The 19,653-nt window shown below is 59.3% G+C and carries 19 protein-coding genes; 9 read left to right on the top strand and 10 right to left on the bottom strand.

Annotated features, from left to right (window positions below; all coding sequences use genetic code 11):
- Window positions 1-165: 165 nt before the first annotated feature.
- The 7 genes from E1958_RS14035 to E1958_RS14005 form a co-directional block, all read right to left on the bottom strand.
- Window positions 166-657, bottom strand: coding sequence for a hypothetical protein (locus tag E1958_RS14035; protein ID WP_133512413.1), 492 nt, complete (start codon window positions 655-657; stop codon window positions 166-168).
- A complete protein-coding gene (locus tag E1958_RS22065) occupies window positions 657-1,052 on the bottom strand; it encodes a type VI secretion system amidase effector protein Tae4 (RefSeq protein ID WP_207787526.1) in 396 nt (131 codons plus the stop codon). The genes E1958_RS14035 and E1958_RS22065 overlap by 1 nt, the downstream gene beginning before the upstream one ends.
- Window positions 1,053-1,278: 226 nt before the next feature.
- Window positions 1,279-2,637, bottom strand: a complete 1,359-nt coding sequence (locus E1958_RS14025; RefSeq protein ID WP_243725275.1) for a peptidylprolyl isomerase — start codon at window positions 2,635-2,637, stop codon at window positions 1,279-1,281.
- A 95-nt stretch (window positions 2,638-2,732) separates the two neighbouring features.
- The gene (locus E1958_RS14020) at window positions 2,733-5,156 is read right to left on the bottom strand and encodes an LPS-assembly protein LptD (protein WP_133512411.1); all 2,424 of its coding nucleotides are present in this window, start codon (window positions 5,154-5,156) and stop codon (window positions 2,733-2,735) included.
- 79 nt (window positions 5,157-5,235) lie between these two features.
- On the bottom strand, window positions 5,236-5,724 hold the full coding sequence (locus tag E1958_RS14015; RefSeq protein ID WP_133512410.1) for a peptidylprolyl isomerase: 489 nt from the start codon (window positions 5,722-5,724) through the stop codon (window positions 5,236-5,238).
- 14 nt (window positions 5,725-5,738) lie between these two features.
- Window positions 5,739-6,332 (bottom strand): peptidylprolyl isomerase, encoded by a 594-nt coding sequence (locus tag E1958_RS14010; RefSeq protein ID WP_133512409.1) that lies wholly within the window; start codon window positions 6,330-6,332, stop codon window positions 5,739-5,741.
- A gap of 151 nt (window positions 6,333-6,483) precedes the next feature.
- On the bottom strand, window positions 6,484-6,888 hold the full coding sequence (locus E1958_RS14005) for a sulfur globule family protein (protein WP_089729157.1): 405 nt from the start codon (window positions 6,886-6,888) through the stop codon (window positions 6,484-6,486).
- 989 nt (window positions 6,889-7,877) lie between these two features.
- On the opposite strand from E1958_RS14005, the gene E1958_RS14000 reads away from it, so the two are divergent.
- The 8 genes from E1958_RS14000 (at window position 7,878) to E1958_RS13965 (ending at window position 15,947) form a co-directional block, all read left to right on the top strand.
- Complete coding sequence (locus E1958_RS14000; protein WP_207787528.1) at window positions 7,878-9,518, top strand: CTP synthase; 1,641 nt, start codon at window positions 7,878-7,880, stop codon at window positions 9,516-9,518.
- Window positions 9,515-10,351, top strand: a complete 837-nt coding sequence (gene kdsA / locus E1958_RS13995; protein ID WP_207787530.1) for a 3-deoxy-8-phosphooctulonate synthase — start codon at window positions 9,515-9,517, stop codon at window positions 10,349-10,351. Before E1958_RS14000 ends, kdsA begins: the two co-directional genes overlap by 4 nt.
- 426 nt (window positions 10,352-10,777) lie before the next feature.
- Window positions 10,778-11,716: an addiction module protein gene (locus tag E1958_RS20940; protein WP_207787532.1), complete on the top strand. Its 939-nt coding sequence runs from the start codon at window positions 10,778-10,780 to the stop codon at window positions 11,714-11,716.
- 121 nt (window positions 11,717-11,837) lie between these two features.
- Entirely contained in the window at window positions 11,838-12,050 is a 213-nt protein-coding gene (locus E1958_RS13985) for a type II toxin-antitoxin system HicB family antitoxin (protein ID WP_133512408.1), read from the top strand.
- 265 nt (window positions 12,051-12,315) lie between these two features.
- Window positions 12,316-13,593, top strand: coding sequence for a phosphopyruvate hydratase (gene eno, locus E1958_RS13980; protein WP_133512407.1), 1,278 nt, complete (start codon window positions 12,316-12,318; stop codon window positions 13,591-13,593).
- 21 nt (window positions 13,594-13,614) lie between these two features.
- Complete coding sequence (ftsB, locus tag E1958_RS13975) at window positions 13,615-13,941, top strand: cell division protein FtsB (RefSeq protein ID WP_133512406.1); 327 nt, start codon at window positions 13,615-13,617, stop codon at window positions 13,939-13,941.
- Window positions 13,942-14,150: 209 nt separating this feature from the next.
- Complete coding sequence (locus tag E1958_RS20935; RefSeq protein ID WP_176722493.1) at window positions 14,151-14,318, top strand: type II toxin-antitoxin system HicB family antitoxin; 168 nt, start codon at window positions 14,151-14,153, stop codon at window positions 14,316-14,318.
- A 441-nt stretch (window positions 14,319-14,759) separates the two neighbouring features.
- Window positions 14,760-15,947 carry an SUMF1/EgtB/PvdO family nonheme iron enzyme gene (locus E1958_RS13965; protein ID WP_165741474.1) on the top strand — a complete coding sequence of 396 codons (1,188 nt, stop codon included), beginning with the start codon at window positions 14,760-14,762 and terminating at the stop codon, window positions 15,945-15,947.
- Window positions 15,948-16,191: 244 nt separating this feature from the next.
- Here the strand turns inward: E1958_RS13965 and E1958_RS13960 are convergent, their stop codons facing one another.
- Entirely contained in the window at window positions 16,192-16,878 is a 687-nt protein-coding gene (locus E1958_RS13960; RefSeq protein WP_133512404.1) for a hypothetical protein, read from the bottom strand.
- Window positions 16,879-16,894: 16 nt separating this feature from the next.
- Complete coding sequence (locus E1958_RS13955; protein WP_165741476.1) at window positions 16,895-17,896, bottom strand: sulfurtransferase; 1,002 nt, start codon at window positions 17,894-17,896, stop codon at window positions 16,895-16,897.
- Window positions 17,897-18,132: 236 nt separating this feature from the next.
- Here E1958_RS13955 and E1958_RS13950 point away from each other — a divergent pair, with 236 nt between their 5' ends.
- On the top strand, window positions 18,133-18,396 hold the full coding sequence (locus tag E1958_RS13950; RefSeq protein WP_133512402.1) for a type II toxin-antitoxin system Phd/YefM family antitoxin: 264 nt from the start codon (window positions 18,133-18,135) through the stop codon (window positions 18,394-18,396).
- A 23-nt stretch (window positions 18,397-18,419) separates the two neighbouring features.
- On the opposite strand, the gene E1958_RS13945 is transcribed toward E1958_RS13950, so the two are convergent.
- Window positions 18,420-19,653, bottom strand: a 1,234-nt coding sequence (locus E1958_RS13945) for a multiheme c-type cytochrome (protein ID WP_133512401.1), incomplete at its 5' end; no start/stop codon positions are given.

Below are 19,653 nucleotides of genomic sequence, written 5' to 3'. Positions count from 1 at the left end.
CGCAAATGAACGTGAATCAACGCAAATCGCCAGAAATCGATTCGCTGTCATCAAGGGTTCTCGATCTATCTGCGTGCATTTGTGCTTATTTGCAGCTAAGAAAAAAGGTGCCCCGACAATCATCACAATCTCGTACCCCGTTTCCGAATCTTCTGCAGATGTTTTTCACAGATCATGAAAATGTGCTGTCTGTGCGGCAAAAACAAGATATGATTTTTGATCCCATGGTCCGTGACCACAGAGGGCAACCGTCTGTTGGACAGGAGAAGACAGAACTTGTCCTTTCCCTACGAGTATCCCTTGAAGTCGGGTAATACAATCCCCTTCGTTTGTACTCTGTTCGGAGCTGACAAGAATCAGACTCCATCCCCATTTGGTTTTCTCTGAATGAACATTCCCATCTCGGCCAACAGCAAAAACACAGGGAGATGTCATATTGGTTTTTATAGCTCCGATTTTAGCTTCACCCTTATAGTGTACTATGCACTTATCATCCGAGCGCGATATAGTGAGCTCGAAATCGCCAACCACGATTTTCTTTTCAGGCATTCCGTTTTGCGTTCGGTCAGTCTCCTGATCGTAGGGAATTTCATGATCGTTTCCCCAGCAGATCAAAACAAGGAAACATGCAAAAAGTGCAAATATTCCGCGGGCCATTATAACAACTCCCAAAACCATACCTTTTGACAGGCTCCAAAATAATCTCCGGTTTTGGTAATCCCTTTATTCCAAAGATCGATGTGATCACCTCGTCCACCTCGAAATCCTTTCAGGTTTTCGAAGAAAACAATTCCTTTCTTGTTCGTAATGCTGCTCTGCTTGTTTGTAACAAGCCGTGGTGGCCGAACATTCCTCCACAGATAGTTGGCAAGGCCGTCCGCCCCTCGGGCATGACCATGTTTGCAAACAGGATGCTTATAGCCGGCCAAACCGAACCCCGTCTTTTCCAGTGCAATCGAGAACCGTATTGCACATTGGTTTTGCCAAGGCCCATCACATGGTCGTAATAGTTTTGGGTAGTTAGTCCATAATGATTGAAATGAAAGGACCATGATATTCCTCTCAATTAAAATGTATTGAACATCGAAAAAAGTAACTATTCGGGTACAATTATGTTCTCTCGATGCGGCGCTTGTGGTTCGACAATAGGAATTCTTTTTTGCCGCAAATGAACGCGAATCACCGCAGGTCGGTCAAGTTGGCTCGCCATTATCGATAGCTCTTGATCCATTTGCGTTCATTGGCGTTAATTTGCGGCCAAATCTCTCGTGGGGATCTCTACCGCGACTTCTCTTCTTCGGCACTCGGAAGCCGAATCTCCACGAAGGCTTCATCGCGCAGCCGGCGTAACCACAGCTCGATCGCCGTATCGGCTTTACGCTCCCGAATCACCTCGCGGGCTTTCAACCGCATGGCCTCGTCCGTGGTGTCCTGGGTGCGGCGCTCGATGACCTGGACGATGTGCCAACCGAAGCTGCTCTTGAATGGCGCACTCACTTGATTCGGCGCCAGGGTGCTCATTGCCTTTTCGAACTCGGGTACCGTATCTCCCGGGCCGAGCCAACCCAGATTACCGCCTTTGAGCGCAGAACCTGTGTCGTCGGAGTGGGAACGGGCGAGGGTGGCGAAATCGTCGCCGCCCAGGATGCGGATCCGCAGCTGCCCCAGGTGATTCCTGGCATCGTCGTCGGACACCACCTCGTTGGTGCGGATGAGGATGTGGCGGGCGTTGATCTGGTTGACGATCTTAGGGCCCGAACCCTTGAAATCGGCCAGTTTGATGATGTGATAACCGCTTGGACTGCGTAACGGCTCGGTGCATTCCCCCTTGGTCAGCGAGCGGGCCGCCTTCTGTGCCAACGTTGGGACCTGGCCCAGCGGGAACCAGCCGAGATCGCCGCCTTCCAAGGCCCGCCGTCCATCGGAGAAACGGATCGCCAGCTGTGCGAAATCGGCGCCGCCGCGTAGGCGCTTGACCAGGTCTTTGGCCTTGGCCTCGGCCTTCCTGACCGCTACGGTGGGGGCATTTTCGGAGACCGCGACCAGGATGTGCGAAAGCCTCACATCGCTACGCTTGATCAGGCGGCCGGATTCCCGTTTTAGAAAACGATCGATCTCTTGATCCGTGACCCTGATATTCGTGACGACCTCGTGGGTCTGGAGGCGGGTCGTAATCAGTTTGAGGCGCGTATCCGCGGCAAAGTCCTCGTAGTGCACGCCCTCGGACTCGAGGGTAGCGCGCAGCTCCTCCAACTTCATGCCGTGACGGGCGGCGATATTGGTGATGGTCTCGGTCAGCACGGCGTCATCGATCACGATGCCTAAGTCCTTGGCCTTCTGGAGTTGGAGGCGTCCGAGGATCATGCGTTCAAGGACTTGACGCTCCAGGTCCGGACGCGGCGGGAGCGTCATCCCCCGGTCCCGGATCGCAGGGATCGCTAGGACTATCTGGTGCTCAAGCTCACTGGCGACGATGACATCGTCGTTGACCACCGCCACGATAGAGTCCAGCTCCTCGACCCCCCACAGGGCATCGGCGGGGACGAGGGAGCAGATCAAGATGACGAATAGGGCCCGGATCGGTAGGCCCTGCCCACTGGTGCCCCGAGTACGGCAGCACCGAAGTACCGGTAACACAGGAATCATTTTTTTGCCGCTTGCGTTGATTTGCGGATAATCCTTCCGTGAATATCTGCTCGCTCAACACTATCGGTAATTGGGAGCATCCGTACTTAGTGTATGGAATAACCATAGATACTGCGCTCGAAGAATTTGTCCACCTGTTGTCCGATCGAGCCGAGCCCCGCCAGCTCTACCTGGAGCATGACACTGTTAGTACCGGCGCTGGCCGGCTCGTTCTTCAGATGATGGCCCAGCAGCCGTACCCGCCAGCAGCACTGACCGTACTCGAGGCCGGCGAAGGCCTCCACCGTCTGGCTGTCGAGCAAAGAGTAGTGCCAGCGACCGACGAGTTGGAACCCTCGATTGACCGGTAGACTGAACGACAGGTCGGTATTCTCGTATAGCTTCTCCTCGCCGGTGCCGAGATCAAACCGATAGGCCAGGTTGAGCAGCCGATTGTCTGGTGTCTGGTAGCGTAGCTCCAGGGTCTGCTTTCGCAAGCGATCGGTCTCCTGGTCCGAGTCATATTCGAAGCTCGCGCGACCGGTCCAGTTCTGCAGGAGTCGGGCGCTCAGAAGCCCCGCAATCGGGGACCTGCCCCCCTCTTCGGGCGGACCGGAGACCTGCACGTCCCGGTCGCGAGCGTACAGGATCTGGCCGATGCTGGCCCGCAGCAGCTCCTGCCCCGAGTCCCTGGCGAGGGTTCGTGATGTAAGGCCGAGGGTAACCTGGTTCGCATCGCCGACGCGGTCCCATCCCGTGAACCGATTCAGTCGGAACAGACTGTCGTAGCTGAAGCTCTGTTCGGCGGTGTCAAAAACGGGGAGATCTGCCTGCTCCGTGAAGGGGGTGTGGAGATAAAAGACCCGGGGCTCAAGCGTCTGCAGCGATTCCCGACCAAACCACTTTACCGCACGCTCGAACACCAGCTCCGCATCCAGGTTGAAGCTCGGGATCGCATAGGAGGGACGTGCATCCTTGTCCGGTTGCCGGTCCTTAAGGTCGTATCCGGCCAGATGGAGATTCAGCTGCGGGATCAGATGTCCGTAGCGCCTGCGCAGTGGCCAACGGGCGAAGGGCTGGAGGGTGGTGCGGTGCCCATGTATGATCGTATCGTGATGGAAGTAGTCGTACTCGCCGCTGACGCCCAGCTCGATTCCGGGGCCAACCCGATTGCGCGGATTTATCCCAAAGACCAGCTGGGGCAATCGTGCATAGGGTTTGGACTCGGGCCCAAGGGTTTCATCCAGGGTTTGGAACTCTTGCAGCCGGGTGAGCAGGTACCAGCCGTCGCCGGAATAGCTTAAATCGCCCCGGCGCTCGAGGTTGCGCGTACTGGTTTGCTCCAGCTGGGCACTGAAATCCTCGAGATATTGGTCGTCGGAGACGGCTCTGTAATCCAGGGCAGTCGACCAGCGTGGACCGAAAGCACCCGCCTGCTCGATCCGTAACGCCCAGCGCGTGTCTTGGCTGTCGCGCTGGTTGTCCCGGGGCAGGAGCTCGCCGGAGAGTCGCACCCTCTGGTGGGGCGACAGGTACCTGAATTCGGTCTCGAGCATCGGGCCACGTTTGGTCATATGGCGCATGAAGAAGGTTGCGTCCATATGGGGGGCGATATTCCAATAGTAGGGCACGGTGACATCGATACCGTTGCGGTCCGAGCTACCGAACGTCGGCACCAGGAAGCCGCTCTTGCGCCGCTTATCGATCGGAAACGATAGATACGGGGAGTAGAAAACCGGCAGGCCACGTACCCGTAGCTTGGCGTGGCGTGCCACGCCCCATCCTTTGGCCTGATTCAGCTCCAATTCGGCGGCATCCAGGGACCAGGCCCGCTGTCCCGGTCGGCAGGCGGAATAGACGATATTTCGATACCGGGTCAGGGTCGGGTCAACCAGCTCTGCCTGGTCGGCGTTGCCGCGGGCATTGAGCTTCCCCGTGAATCGGTAGTAGACATCGGAGAGGCTACCTTGGTCCGATGCCAGGTTCATCCGTGCCCCGTCGGCGATGAGCCGGAGCCCCGGGTCGGCGAGAAAGATGCTCCCCTTAGCCACCAGGTCCGAGGTGTTGTGGTCGTAAACAACCCCGTCCGCCGCGACGAATCGGTTGCCTTGGACCCCTCGGACGTCCCCTCTCAGCCATAGCAGATCACTCTCCTGATCATAATCGAAGGCATCGGCGCTCAAGGACAAGGGGTCCTCTGCGGTCGGTGGCGGCGGGCGCACTGCCGGCCCAAGCCTGACCGGGCGGAGACCGCAATACTCCCAATCCAGGCCCTCATGGAGGAGATCGGTATCGACGGTCGCCTGAGTGGATACGCCAGTGGCCGCCTCCGGGGGCGTTGCAGTAGATGTGCGGACCGGGGGTTGCGCCGGTGTGGGAGGCCCTTCTCGACCTTGACCCACGCAACGCCGATCAATACCACCCGCTCCCGCACCGCAGCTCCGACCCTCGCCAGCGCAAACGGCGCAAGCGGTTGCCAGCAACAGGAAGATCCCGACGCAGCAGGCAGGATTGAGGTGATGAGAAGCCATGCTATCGTTTAAAACTACGAATCACGCGAATCCACGCGAAAATTGATTCGCGCTGATTCGCGTGATTCGTGGTTTTTCCTCAATCGACGATCTCCGCCTTCTCGATGATTACATCCTGCATCGGCACGTCCTGGTGGCCGTGCCGGGAGCCGGTCTTGATGCCCTTGATGGTGTTCACCACGTCCATACCGGCGGTCACCCGACCGAAGACGCAGTAGCCCCAACCGTCCTGGCCCGGATAGTCCAGAAAGGCGTTGTCGGACACGTTGATGAAGAACTGAGCGCTTGCCGAGTGAGGCTCCATGGTACGGGCCATGGCGACGGTGCCGGTGAGGTTCTTGAGCCCGTTCTTGGCCTCGTTTCGGATCGGCGTGTGGGTGGCCTTCTCCGTGAAGTCGGTCGTCATGCCCCCACCCTGGATCATGAATCCATCGATCACCCGGTGGAAGAGGGTGGCATCGAAATGGCCTTCGCGTACATAACGTTCGAAGTTGTCGCAGGTAAGGGGGGCCTTATCCGGTTCCAGCTCGATGAGGATATCGCCGTGGTTGGTGGTCAGCTTGATCATCGGGTCGTTCCGGGTCAGCCGTCCAAGCGCGTGATCTTTTCGATGACGACGCCATCCTTCGGCACATCTTTCGAGAACACATCTTTCCCGTCTTTCGAGAAGGCTCCGGTGGGAGTGGCAGCGATCTCGTCCACCACCTCCATGCCGTCGGTTACCTTGCCGAAGACCGCGTAGCCCCAGCCCCGTCGATCCTTGGACTTGTGATCCAGAAAGGCGTTGTCCTTGTGGTTGATGAAGAACTGGGCAGTAGCCGAGTGGGGCTCCATGGTACGGGCCATGGCGAGGGTGCCGCGTTTGTTTTTCAAGCCGTTATCCGCCTCATTCTTGATGGGAGCACGGGTGGCCTTTTTCCGCATCTCCTTGTCGAACCCGCCGCCCTGGATCATGAAGCCTTTGATGACCCGATGGAAGACAGTCCCGGTGTAGAAACCCGCGTCCACATAAGCCAGGAAGTTTTCTACGGTTATCGGGGCCTGATCGGGATAGAGCTCGACAGTAATGGGCCCCTTACTAGTTTCAATCCGTAGCTTGGGGTTGTCCGCCAAGGCCGCGGGGGCGGCGCCGAGCAGGATGAACAGGGTGGCGGCAGCTGCGAGTAGTCGGCACATGGTAGGGTTCCTCCGGCCTGGTTGTTGATCGATCGTGTCTCGACATGTCGGGCTATGGCGCGTCCGGATTCATCGGCTCAACCGATACACCGGAACACGCGCCTAACCCGACCTACAGAACTACCGGTAACCTTAGAATCAGCTGCGTCCTTTACTTCTTCGTCTTACCGGGGGTAGGGGCCGTCGGAGGGGTGGGGGTGGCAAAGGGGGTGCCGTAAGGGGCACCCCAACCGCCATAGCCCGGGTAACCGCCCCAGCCGCCGTATGGGCCGCCCCAGCCGTAGGGTCCGTAACCGTACCGATCGCGATAACGGTTGTAGCCGCGGCCCGAGCCGCGGCCGCCGCCGCTCATGTTCATGCTGAAATCGCCGTAACCATCGCCGAACATGTCGTTCCACCAGTTGTTGTCGTTATAGCCGGAGCCGGGCCAGCCACCCCAGCCGGGCCCACCACCCCAGGGGCCGCCACCACCCCACCAGGCCTGGGCGGAGCTCATAGAGAAAGCGGCGACGCCGGCAATGGCGACAACGCCCAGGATCTTGGAAAGTTTTTGCATAGTCTGTCGCTCCTAATCGAGACAGAGGAGTATCTTCCGCGGAAACCGCGACCACAGACCTCATGGAGGTAACGGCATGGTGATTGGAAGATCGCGTCGAATGACGCAGTGCAAGTGTAAGCCAACCAGCGGCAGATGGGAAATTGCGATCGGCCCGCTAGCGCAACCGAATGATAACGCGATAGAAACAACGGGTTGCCGATTTTTAACCGCTCAAGACTTAAGAGAACCCAGCGGCAATCAAGTACCAACGACCAGCTCCCTGTCATTCGCCACGCGTTCCGATCGCATCCGGTCACTGCCGGCTGGCGGTCGGGGTGAAAACTTGCTCGCCCCGAGGGCCTTTTGGAGTGCGGCGGCAGTCGGTGAGCCCAGTACCGCAGGTGATTCCTCGATGATTGGCTGGTCGCACCGGTCTGGCGGCTGGCACCAAACCGCCGCCGCTTTGGATCAGAAGCGTCCAAAAACCAAAGCGCCATCGCCGCGCCGCGTGGGGAACACCACACTACCTATCCTTGAGCAAAGGTCGTGGTCGTAGCACACACCGCCGCCGGCTGCGATCCGGTCGCGGCGCTTTGCCGGCGCACTCCAAAGGATCGGGCCGTTTGCTCTAAACCTTAGAAGCTGTCTGCTTACGAGCTGAATGATTCGGTGCTGATTGGGGGACTGGACGTGGCTGGAAGCGAGTCGGATTGACCGGGCAAAGGGCGTAGGGCGTAGGATGCGGTGAGCGCGGGAGATCTTTCAGGATGGCTCTGTCGGGTGGCGCGAACCGCATCGATGAATAGTCCGCGCCCAACTAGTCGGGCACGCCCACCGGCCTGGATCGAAATCGGGATCGCAATCGAATCCCGATCCCGATTTCGGGCATGGCGCATCTCTCTACATTTAACCAAACAGCTTCTTAGAATTGAGGCACTCAAGGGAATTTGTTAGTTTGTCAGCGGTATCCGGGCCGGTTCTTCTTCAATCCTCGACGCCTTGTCGGTATGACCAAATGCATCTTCATTACGGGTGGTGTGGTGTCGTCGCTGGGCAAGGGCATTGCGTCCGCATCCCTGGCGGCCCTGCTGGAGGCGCGCGGATTACTGGTGACCATGATCAAGCTGGATCCCTATATCAATGTGGATCCCGGCACCATGAGCCCGTTTCAGCACGGCGAGGTCTATGTGACCGACGACGGTGCGGAGACCGATCTGGATCTCGGGCACTACGAGCGATTTTTGCGTACCCGCATGGGGCGCAACAACAACTTTACCACCGGTCAGATCTACGACAGCGTCATTAGAAAGGAACGGCGCGGCGATTACCTGGGCGGGACGGTGCAGGTGATCCCCCACATCACCGACGAGATCATGCGCAGCATCCGCCTGGGGGCGGAGGGGGCGGATATCGCCATGGTAGAGATCGGAGGCACGGTGGGGGACATCGAGTCGCTACCCTTCCTGGAGGCGATCCGCCAGCTGCGGGTAGAAATGGGGCGCGGGAACGCCCTCTTCATGCACCTGACCCTGGTCCCCTACATCAAGACCTCCGGGGAGATCAAGACCAAGCCCACCCAGCACTCGGTCAAAGAGCTGCGCTCCATCGGCATTCAGCCGGACATCCTGCTGTGCCGTGCCGAGCGCTATCTGCCGGAGGCGGAACGCAAGAAGATCGCGCTCTTTACCAATGTCCCGGAGGCGGCGGTCATCTCCGCCGTGGACGCGGACAACATCTACCGCATCCCCTTCCTGCTGCACGCCCAGGGGCTCGACGACCTGGTGGTGGGGCAGTTCGGGCTCACGGCACCGGCGGCGGACATGTGCGAGTGGGAGCGGGTACTCCAGGGCTTCGACCGGCCCGAGCACGCGGTGACAGTGGGCATGGTGGGCAAGTACACCCACCTCACCGAGGCCTATAAATCCCTTTCCGAGGCCCTGGCCCATGCCGGCGTCCACACCCGCACCAAGGTAAAGGTCGTCTATCTGGATTCGGAGCGGATCCAGGACGAGGGCACCGGATGTCTACAGGGTCTCGACGCAGTGTTGGTCCCTGGGGGCTTCGGTGAACGTGGGGTCGAGGGCAAGATCGCGGCGGCGCGCTATGCCCGGGAGAACCTGGTGCCCTATCTCGGCATCTGCCTGGGGATGCAGGTGGCGGTCATCGAGTATGCGCGCAACCTGGCCGGTCTGGCGGGGGCGCACAGCACCGAGCTCGATCCCGCGACACCGCACCCGGTCATCGCCCTGATTACCGAATGGCAGGAGGCGGACGGTCATATCGAGCGACGCGACGCGGATACCGACCTGGGCGGTACCATGCGCTTAGGGGGCCAAAACTGCCGGCTGGAGCCCGGTAGCCTGGCCCGTAAAGTCTATGGCCGGCCCCAGATCCGCGAGCGCCATCGGCATCGCTATGAATTCAACAATCGCTATCTGGACCGCATGATGGACGCCGGGATGCGCTTCTCGGGCTGGTCTCTGGACGGCAAGCTGGTGGAAATCGTAGAGATCCCGGATCACCCCTGGTTCATCGCCTCCCAGTTCCACCCCGAGTTTACCTCCACGCCGCGGGACGGCCATGCCCTCTTCCAGGGCTTCATCGCGGCCGCGCTCGGGCGGCACGAGGCAGCGGAGAAGGCGACATGATGCGGCTACTCGATTATGAGGTGGGGCTCGACCGCCCCCTGTTCCTGATCGCCGGCCCCTGTGTCATCGAAGGCGAGGGCCTGGTGCAGGAAAGCGCCGGCGTGCTCAAAGCGCTCACCGACGCGCTCGGCATCCCCTTTATCTACAAGGCCTCCTTCGACAAGGCAAACCGCTCGTCCCTGAACAGCTTCCGCGGACCTGGAATGGAGGCCGGCCTGCGAATTCTCGCCGACGTGCGCGACCGGATCGGGGTGCGCGTATTGACGGATGTCCATCAGGACACGCCACTGGATGAGGTGGCCGCGGTGGTGGATGTGCTCCAGACCCCGGCCTTCCTGTGCCGCCAGACCGACTTCATCCGAGCGGTAGCCGATCAGGGGCGACCCGTCAACATCAAGAAGGGGCAGTTCTTGGCCCCCTGGGACATGCGGCTGGTGGTCGAGAAGGCCCGCTCCACCGGAAATGGGGCGATCATGGTCTGCGAGCGCGGCGTCTCCTTCGGTTACAACAACCTGCTCGCGGACATGCGGGCCCTGGCCCTGCTGCGCGCTACCGGCTGTCCGGTGGTGTTCGACGCCACCCATTCCGTCCAGCTGCCCGGAGGCCGGGGGGACAGCTCCGGCGGTCAGCGGGAAATGGTGCCGGTACTGGCGCGCGCCGCAGTCGCCGCCGGGATCTCGGGGCTGTTCATGGAGACCCACCCCCGACCCGATGAGGCCCTGAGCGACGGCCCCAATTCCTGGCCCCTGGGCCGCATGCGCGAGCTGCTGGAGACCCTGATAGAGCTGGACCGGGTAGTCAAAGCTCGTGGTTTTCCCGAGGACGAACCTTAGAGTCCGCAAATGAACGCGAATGAACGCAAATCAACCTAAATGAAATGGACCGAGAACCGTCGCTGATGGCGAATCGATTGCGACCGATTTGCTTGATTCTCTCGTTCCCACGCGCCGCGTGGGAACGCGGAAGCTCTGCGCTGCGGAGGGTTGCAGGCTGGGGTGAGATACGGAACCCCAGCTTCTTCCGGCATACGAGCCCGTAGGGCGGGTCAGGCGCGTGCGCCAAGCGCTGCGATTGCTGCGGCGGTGGGCGCGCCGTCACCCGCCGGATGGCGGCCCGTAGGTTGGATCAGGCCAGGGATGGCTACCACCCGATGGAGGTGGCTGGCATACGGCGGATGGCGCAAGCTTATCCGCCCTACGCGGGCTTTGAGGCATTTAAGGTATTCGCGTGGGGAATTGAGATCAGAGGAGAAAGTGAGAATGACCATTAATGGTATTTATATTTTCCAATTCATTAGCGAGAATGGTATTTTATCTAGTATCGTTGGTGGCATTATTTTAAGTATCATATTTAAATTACCAACGCGACTCATGAATCAAATTAGTGAATTCGATGGGATATATGAGGGGAATGCTGAGGATCTCATTTGTGATAACTCCAAACCGGATCTTGACCTGCTTTATGTTATCCATGCAAAAATGAATTATGATATCCGTGCAAAAATGAATTATGTTATCCGTGCAAGGAATTCTCCCTCATCTCACTACAAGATGAAGGCATACTTAGATATATATGAGAGACCAAATAAAAAGTTCTTAGGGAAGGGTGAATTAAAAGGAGAGCTCCGTGTAAGTAACAGTATGGGATACATGGAATACTCTCTGATTTCGAAAATAGAAGGCGAACATGAACTCGAAAAAGAAAATCATGGATTTATGATCTTCTCGGTGGCCGCCGAAGGAAAACTCTATGGAAATTGGATTACTGCCCGCCCGACAAAAAACCGGAAATGCAAAGTTTTATTTGGCTCAATCTCTTTGATGAGGGTGAAAAAGCCATCGTGGCCCTTTCCGTGGCATAAACTAAAAAAAACTTTGGAAATTGAGAAAACACGTCTTATAAATACATGTGATCCAAGTTCTTCTTGGCCTTCAATACCAGTTAAGGAATACTTAGATATAAAAAATAAAGGAGGACTTTTCGATATCCGGCAAATGCTTCAGCAGGCAATGCAGCTTTCCGTTCTGGATCGCGCCGCCCTGGTCGAGGGACTGATCGCCAGCCTCGACAAACCCGATAACATGCTCGACACCTTATGGCTGAAAGAGGCCGAGGATCGTATGCATGCCTATCGTGCCGGAGAGCTTGCAGCCGTTGATGCGGATGAAGTATTTGCCGAGCTCGGACGCAATCCTTGAAGGTTCGATTTCTATTACCAGTTCGGCGCGAGCGCAGGGAAACGGTTCGTTACTACAATGTGTTAGTTTTTAGATAGCCTCTCAGGCGCGAGGGAAGACGAAAGGCATTTTATGGCGAAACATGACAAGGTACGAGACTATTATTTATTGGAGTGATGAAGATGGGTCGTTCATCGCAGATGTTCCCCAACTGCCCGGCTGTATGGCGCACGGCGCATCACCGGATGAGGCATTAGCCAACGCACAGGATGCTATGCAGCTTTGGATTGATACGGCTCGTGAATTTGATGATCCTATACCGGAACCATTAGGGCGTCGCCTTGCCTATGCGTAATTCGCCTGACGGGCAGCTCCAGGCGACGCTGGAAGCCTCGGTGGCGCTTCGCGGTAGGTTCAGTGGCGGCGCGTCTGAGCCTTAACGATAGGCGGCGCGTCCATGCGTCGCTTATCAAGACGCCGAACGCAGACAAACATCCTTAGAAAATCCTGCCGGTTGTTTCCGGATATTGTGCACCGCCGGATTAACCCGTAACCTCAGTTGATCATCCAACCCGACTTGCTCGAACCGTAAGTCTTTACCCCAAAAGAGGAAACCCCAAATGTCTGAGATCGTTGACATCAAGGCCCGTGAGATCATGGATTCCCGCGGCAATCCCACCGTCGAGGCCGACGTCATCACCGCCACCGGCGCCGTCGGTCGCGCGGCGGTCCCCTCCGGCGCCTCCACCGGGTCCCGCGAGGCCCTGGAGCTGCGCGACGGGGACAAATCCCGCTACCTCGGCAAGGGTGTGCTGACGGCCGTCAAGAACATCCAGGGCGAGATCCGCGACACCCTGGTCGGCACCGAGGTCAGCGCCCAGAAAGACATCGACGACAAGATGATCAAGCTCGACGGCACCGACAACAAAGGCCGGCTCGGCGCCAACGCCACCCTCGGCGTCTCCATGGCCGCCGCCCACGCCGCGGCCCAGGAACGGGCGGTGCCGCTGTACAAATACCTCGGCGACGGCGACTTCCTGCTGCCGGTGCCCATGATGAACATCCTCAACGGCGGTGAGCACGCCGACAACAGCGTGGACTTCCAGGAATTCATGATCATGCCCGTGGGCGCCCCCAGCCTGCGCGAGGCGGTGCGTTACGGCGCCGAGGTCTTCCATGCCCTCAAATCGGTGCTCCACGGCAAGGGGCTGGCCACCGGCGTCGGTGACGAGGGCGGCTTCGCGCCGGATATGCCGTCCAACGTGGCGGCCGTCGAGGTGGTCCTGGAGGCTATCGAGAAGGCCGGCTTCAAGGCCGGCAAGGACATGTATCTGGGCCTGGACGTAGCCAGCTCCGAGTTCTACCAGGACGGCACCTATACCCTGGCAGGCGAGGGCCGCAAGCTCGACTCCAAGGGCATGTGCGAGCTCCTGTCCGACTGGGTAAAAAAGTACCCCATCCTCTCCATCGAGGACGGCATGGCCGAAGGGGACTGGGACGGCTGGAAGCTGCTCACGGACGCCATCGGCCACAAGGTCCAGCTGGTGGGCGACGACCTGTTCGTGACCAACACCAAGATCCTGAAGGAAGGCATCGACAAGCAAACCGCCAACTCCATCCTCATCAAGGTGAACCAGATCGGCACCCTGACCGAGACCCTGGAGGCCATCCGGATGGCCCACGAGGCAAAATACACCGCCGTGGTTTCCCATCGCTCCGGCGAGACCGAGGACACCACCATCGCGGACCTGGCGGTGGCATCCAAGGCCGGACAGATCAAGACCGGCTCCCTGTCCCGCTCCGATCGCGTCGCCAAGTACAACCAGCTGATGCGTATCGAAGACCAATTGGGAAGCGAGGCCCGCTACGCGGGCAAGAGTGCCTTCCGCTGGCTGTGATGCCCTACCCGTCCTAACACCATGCGCTGGTTCGTAGGTTTATTGCTGTTGTTGCTGCTGGCGTTGCAGTATCGCCTGTGGACCGGCGACGGCAGCCTGGCGGAGGTCCAGGCCCTGCGGGATGAGATCAACGCGCAGAAGGTCGAGCTCCAACAGCTGCGGGCCCGCAACCAGGTCCTCGAGGCGGAGGTCCTCGACCTCCACGAGGGTCTGGACGCCCTGGAAGAGCGGGCCCGCAGCGAGCTCGGGATGATCAAGCGGGGAGAACTCTTTCTGCAGGTCATTGAGGAGCCGGCTGAGGACGCTTCCCAGAAGTCGGCTTCCTCCGCCGCAGGGGAGGGGCCTTGAAAAAGGCACTATATTGGGCTTGAGACTATCAAAGCACAGAGGTAGCCGGTGATGAAGACTGAAGAACAAGCACCGTCTGAAGAAGCATCCGTGAAGAGTGAGTTGCCGACTCAAGATTCGCGAGAAGTACCTGTTGAGCTTGATGAGGACAGAGGTACATTATCTGCCCTACAGAATAGAGGTTGGGGTGGGATTGTGGAGGCAAACCGATGCAGAAGAATTGGCTAACACCAGCAAAAATAATCCTTTTCCTCGATGGTTGGTTTCAGGCCAATGCCATTAAGTTAATAGAGTTTCACCTTGAAGGTATCAGAGAAGAAGGTATGCCTCTGCCTCAGCCACATTCTTACAGCGAATTCGTGGAAGTTCATGCCTAACAAAGGGACATCGCTCCTCAAGGCTCAGTCAGATCCCACAACCAACGCCGGTAGTGGTTAAGGTTTAAATGGAAACATCGCCAATAGCAGTGTGTTGGGCACGCCACACGCTGCACTCCCTCTCCCTCCGGGAGAGGGGCTTTGAGGCTTAACTTTATGGCATTGGGCTGGGGAGAGGGGATCAAATAAAGAAATGGGGTATAATGAACCGCTCTACGCTAACCATTTAAAAATTTACCACTACCAAAAATTCAAGATACCCGAAAATCAACGCAAATCGGTAGTCGAGATTGGTTCGCCATCATCGATTCTTCCTGGTCCATTAAAGCTCATTTGCGGCCATTTGCGTTTATTTGCGGCTAAATTTTCCTTGGAGATCCTGCCCGCTCAATGTCATCTGTACTATATGTGGGAAATCTTCGAGCACGGATTCCCGCAACGATGACATCCCCCCAACTCCTAGCCCGGCTCAGCGGCCTACAGCAGATGATGCGCGACCTCTTGCGCGGGGTCCCCGCAGCCCATGCCAACCAGCGTTTCGATCCAGCGCTTAGCTCGCTCGGCTGGTATCTCGGGCGTTCGGTGTATCGAGAGTCCTACTGGCTGCGAGAGGTCCTGGCCGGCGACACCGATCTTACCGATCGGGTGCGTCCCCTGTTCACCCCCGGTGCCATGGACCCGGCGCTGCAATCGGCCCGTCTTCCTCCGCCGGCTCATTTGCTCAATTGGGCCGCCCAGATTCAGGACGAGCATTTGCGAAGGTTGGCCACGCCGGGGGCGTTGCCGGCGAGCGACTTGCTTCGGAATGACCGGCTGCAATGGTTATTGCTCCAGGAAGGGGCCCGCGATTACGAGCGCATGCTTATGGTACTGCACGCGGCCAGGATGCAGCAGCGGGACGACGGCTATCGTGTGGAAAGGGCCTTGACGGCGAGGATCCCCGCAGCGGATCTCGTCGTCGTCGAGCAGGGCCATTACCGGATCGGATCTCGGGACGAGCCCTCTGCCTATGACAATGAGCTGCCACCCCAGGCGGTCGAGCTTTCAGGCTTTCGCATCGCCAAACGGCCGGTGAGCAATGCGGAGTTTCTGGCCTTCATAGCGGCGGGGGGGTATCGCGAAGACCGCTTCTGGAGCGAAGAGGGTCGGCGTTGGCGAGACGGTTCGGGTGCCGCCGCTCCGTTACACTGGCGCCGAGACCGAACGCAGTGCTGGTACGGCATTGGGCTCCAAGGGCCCGTGGATCTGCAACCCGACGCGCCGGTTGCCGGGCTGTCCCGACACGAGGCGCAGGCATTCGCCGCCTGGGTCGCCGGGCTGGACGGGGACCTGAACGGGGCAGTACTGCAACACGAGTACCAGTGGGAGGTGGCGGCGCGCGCGGGCCTGATCGAGGGGATAGGGCAAGTGTGGGAGTGGTGCGCAAATCCCTTTCACCCCTATCCCGAGTTCCGCCCCTTCCCGGACAGCTCGATCTCCCAGGCCGACTTCGGCGGCGCTCGGTTCAGCCTCCGCGGGGCCAGTCTACATACCCAAGGCTGCCTGCGTCGGGCCAGCTTCCGCAACCGGGCCGCACCCGGTGACCGGCAGGGTTTCACCGGCATCCGGTTGGTCTTTCCTCACAAATAGGCAGGCGCAGGATTGACTAACCGCGGAGACCTGCCTGTGGCAGACAGCTGGCGACCAGGGGTTGTTGACATCTAACTCTAACCAACTGTTTTCGTATGTTAAACGGCCCTAACACCCCACTGTTCGGCGTTATTTGGCGTTGTCTGAACGGGCGTCTGATGGCGAACCGATTTGCGTTGATTCGCGTTCATTTGCGGACAAAAACAATTCCCCCAGGTCTACACTGCATCACACCTGTATGCACTCAGGCCCCCCGGCGTGACAACCGGATCTCGATCTGTTTTGTTTGATCGCCGTGGCCGTAGCTGATGACCAGGGCCTTGGCTTGGTTTGCCGCCAAATCGGGCAAGCAGGCGCTGCCGGTTATCTTTCCTGCCGGTGCCAGCTCGACGGCTTTGAGCTTGTGCCGTTCGAATGCCCGTTTGGCGTCTTCCCTGGATTGGGCGGTGGAAGCGGAGATGGCATCGGAGATGATGCCGACGATCGCTCCCCCGAACGGGATGACCTGTCCGGCCGCTGCACCGGCGGTGCTGGCGGCTACTTGGCCCCCCGCACTGGGAGGGGCGATGATCTGTTCATAGGAATCCGCCGCGGCCAGATAGCGCCCGTCCGCGTTCAGGAGCTTTACGTCATGGATCCTGAGGGGTCTGCTACCGGTGTTGTCGATGGCAAAGACGTATTCGACCCAGCCCGGACTTTCGAGCAGCGTACCCCGGTCCCCTGCCCGTAGGGTATTGATGAGCCGAATGCGGATGCCGGGCGCCCGATACTCTTTGGCGTCGGCAACCGCTGCCGGGGATGGTTCTCGGGTCGCGGTCGGTGTCGTACAACCGGTGGCGGTTATGAGAACCAGGAGGACCAATGCAAGGCAGCGAGAGAGACTCGCTGCCGAGCGGTCGTTGGGTTTGTCGGCATACGCAGTTCGGTTCATGGCGCTGACCGTTTTTTCAGTCAATCGATACCACGGACTTGCCGCTGTGACTCCACTCGTGCATGGAACCGTCGTAGAGCCGCGCATTCTGGTTGCCCATCAGCTCGTAGGTGACGAACCAAGCAAGGCTGGCCATCACACCGGCACTGCACATGAAGACGGTAGGGGCCTCAGTATCCACCTTGAATAGGGCTGCTACCTGTTTGATCCGGTCCTTGTCATAGAGGGTAGCCGTACCGAAGGAGTCGGCATAAAGACTGATGGGGAAGCTCTTCGCCCCGGAGACATGGCCCTTGACGCCCCGGGCCAATTTTCCGGATGCCGTAAGTCCCAGATACTCGCTAGTGCTGCGCACGTCCACCAGTTGGTCGGTGCCTTGACCCGCGGCCAGTTTCTCGACGTCCTCCATACTCGCCAGGATTTCGGCGCGCTCGGCGGTGGCCTTGAAATCGCCCTTTTTAGTCTTGGATCTGCCGAACTCGAGCTTCTGCTTGTCCTTGATCCATTGGGCGGTACCGCCGTCCAGGAGGGCCACATTGTCGAATCCAAAGTACTTCAGGGTCCAGAACAGGCGGGCGGCGAGCGCCATGTGGATGATCGCTTCCCCCTTGCTGGTAATCACCAGGGCGCTGTCGTTGTCGACACCGGATTTTTGCATGAGCCGTTCAAAATCCGATTTTGCGGGCAGCAGGGCCTTGATCTCCTTACCCGCTATCTTGCGCTTGGCGGTAACCTTGTTCCAGGGCACCAGCATCGCCCCCGGTATGTGACCTGCGACCTTGCGCGGTCCTTTCCGCTGCGCGACGCCACAGGGATTCACCGCCCCCGCCCGCTTGCCCCTTCTCTCAAAGCTCTTCACGTCCTTGCGCACGTCGAGAATGACGACCTTATCCAGGTTGTTCCGCAACCATTGGGTATCCACCAGGGGCCCCGGGACCTGAGTCGCGGAAGCGGTTGCGGACAGCAAGGCGAGAACACAGAAGAGCGCCCCCGCAAGGGAGATGCGGCGTAGGTTCATCGGGAATCCTCCATAATAGAATGATCGACCAAGGCGAAACAGTAAGGATACTGCGCGCCCAACCATAGCCGACTGCCAAGCAAAGTCAACTCTTGAACCGCAAAGGCGCGAAGGACGCAGACGCAAAAGGTGATGGACGATTGGACCCTAGAGACGCAGAGTTGGGATATTCTACGATTGACAGGCATAAAATATGTGACCACGATTTACGGAAACGGACACAAGATAGGGTCACAATGCAGGTTTCCATACGAGAATTGAAGGCTCATTTATCCCAATACCTCTACCGAGCACAGGCTGGGCAAAGCCTTGAAATCACCTCTCACCGCAAAACTGTGGCGCGGATTATCGGAGTACCCACCACCTCGGACAATGGCCTTACCCGTTTGCTGGCGGGTGGCGCCGCGACTTGGGCGGGGGGAAAACCGACCGGCGCCGGTTTGCGGCTAACCGCGAAGGGTACTCCGGTTTCGCAAATGGTGTTGGAAGATCGCGGTTGATGCTTTACTGCGACACATCCGCCCTACTCAAGCTGTATATCGAATTCAATCGCGCATACGACCTCCCGTCCCGGCCAAGGCGGACACCGGGCGCGGTAGAGCACGAAGCCGGTTTGGCCGGCCCGGTGCCTTGCCTCCCGGAGCAGTCGCAAGGAGATCGGATCGAGGTCCGCCCCGATGGAGGCTTCGAGGCTCGGGTAGACCTGCTCAGCGTAGAGGGCATCCGGCTCGACGAACAGGACTGCCTCTGCGTCCGCGGCGGGTTCCAGTGCGAGCGCCAGCCTTAGCTCCTGGCCGGGGCCCAGCCGTGTATCCGCTACCTCCGTCCAGCCCGTGTCCGGGTCCCACTGCAATTGACGCTGGATGATATGCTCCAGTCCGGCGCCCTCCGGGCCTCCGCTGCGCAGTATCACCCGGATGCGGGGGGTGGCATAGGTGGGCAGCGCATGACCGGCCCCGAGGTTGCGCGCCCGCAGCTCGATCCCCTCCTGCCCGCGTCGGATTTCCACTTGCAATGCCCGGCGGCCCATCCCCGGATCATGGATCCCCTTGAATGCGTGGCTGCCGGCGGGCATGTGGCAATCCCGGCAACCGATGCCCGCGGCTGCATAGGGAGAGGCGCGCCATTCCTGCTCCGTGTTCTCCAACAGCTTGCCGTTGACCCGCTCGCCCCAGTCCGGGAATTGGTGACACGGGGAGCAGAACGCCGCGTCCTTGAACAAGGGCAGCGCCTCCACCCGACCATGGGGCGTAATCGGCTTGGAGCCAGGGCCGTAGCGGCGATGGCGGCGGACATGACAGGCCGCACAATCGACCCCGCTCAGCGACTGCACCTGGCCCGCATCGGCGGCCAGAAACCTGGCCTGTTGCTCGCTCCTCGGGGCGTGACAATTCAGGCAGGAAATCTGGGTCTCCCGGTCGAACGCCGGCAGCTGTCCCAGCACGCCCCCGCGGGCCGAACCGGCATGCAGCGAGGACGACCACTCGCGGAACTGCTTGCGGTGACACACCCCACAGGCCGCCGGGGAAAGGTCCTTTGCCGGCTCCACATAGCCGGCAGGAGCAGTCCCTTGGGGAGGGACAGGGAGCGTCCAGTAGTCATCGGACCCTGCGGCGGCGGATAGGGCGATCCCGAAAACCAGGCCTGCAAGCCCCCGGCTCACGGAGGGTGTCGCAACAGCCTGCCTAGGGCGGATAAGCTTACGCCATCCGCCGTATGCCAGCCATCTCCGTCGCCCTGGTCTGACCCGACCTGCG

Origin of the sequence: Candidatus Thiosymbion oneisti (assembly GCF_004359955.1) — a bacterium.
In the GTDB taxonomy this organism is placed as follows: Bacteria; Pseudomonadota; Gammaproteobacteria; order Chromatiales; family Chromatiaceae; genus Thiosymbion; species Thiosymbion oneisti.
The sequence above is the reverse complement of the archived record's forward strand: the minus strand, read 5'-3'. Positions and strand labels throughout refer to the sequence as shown.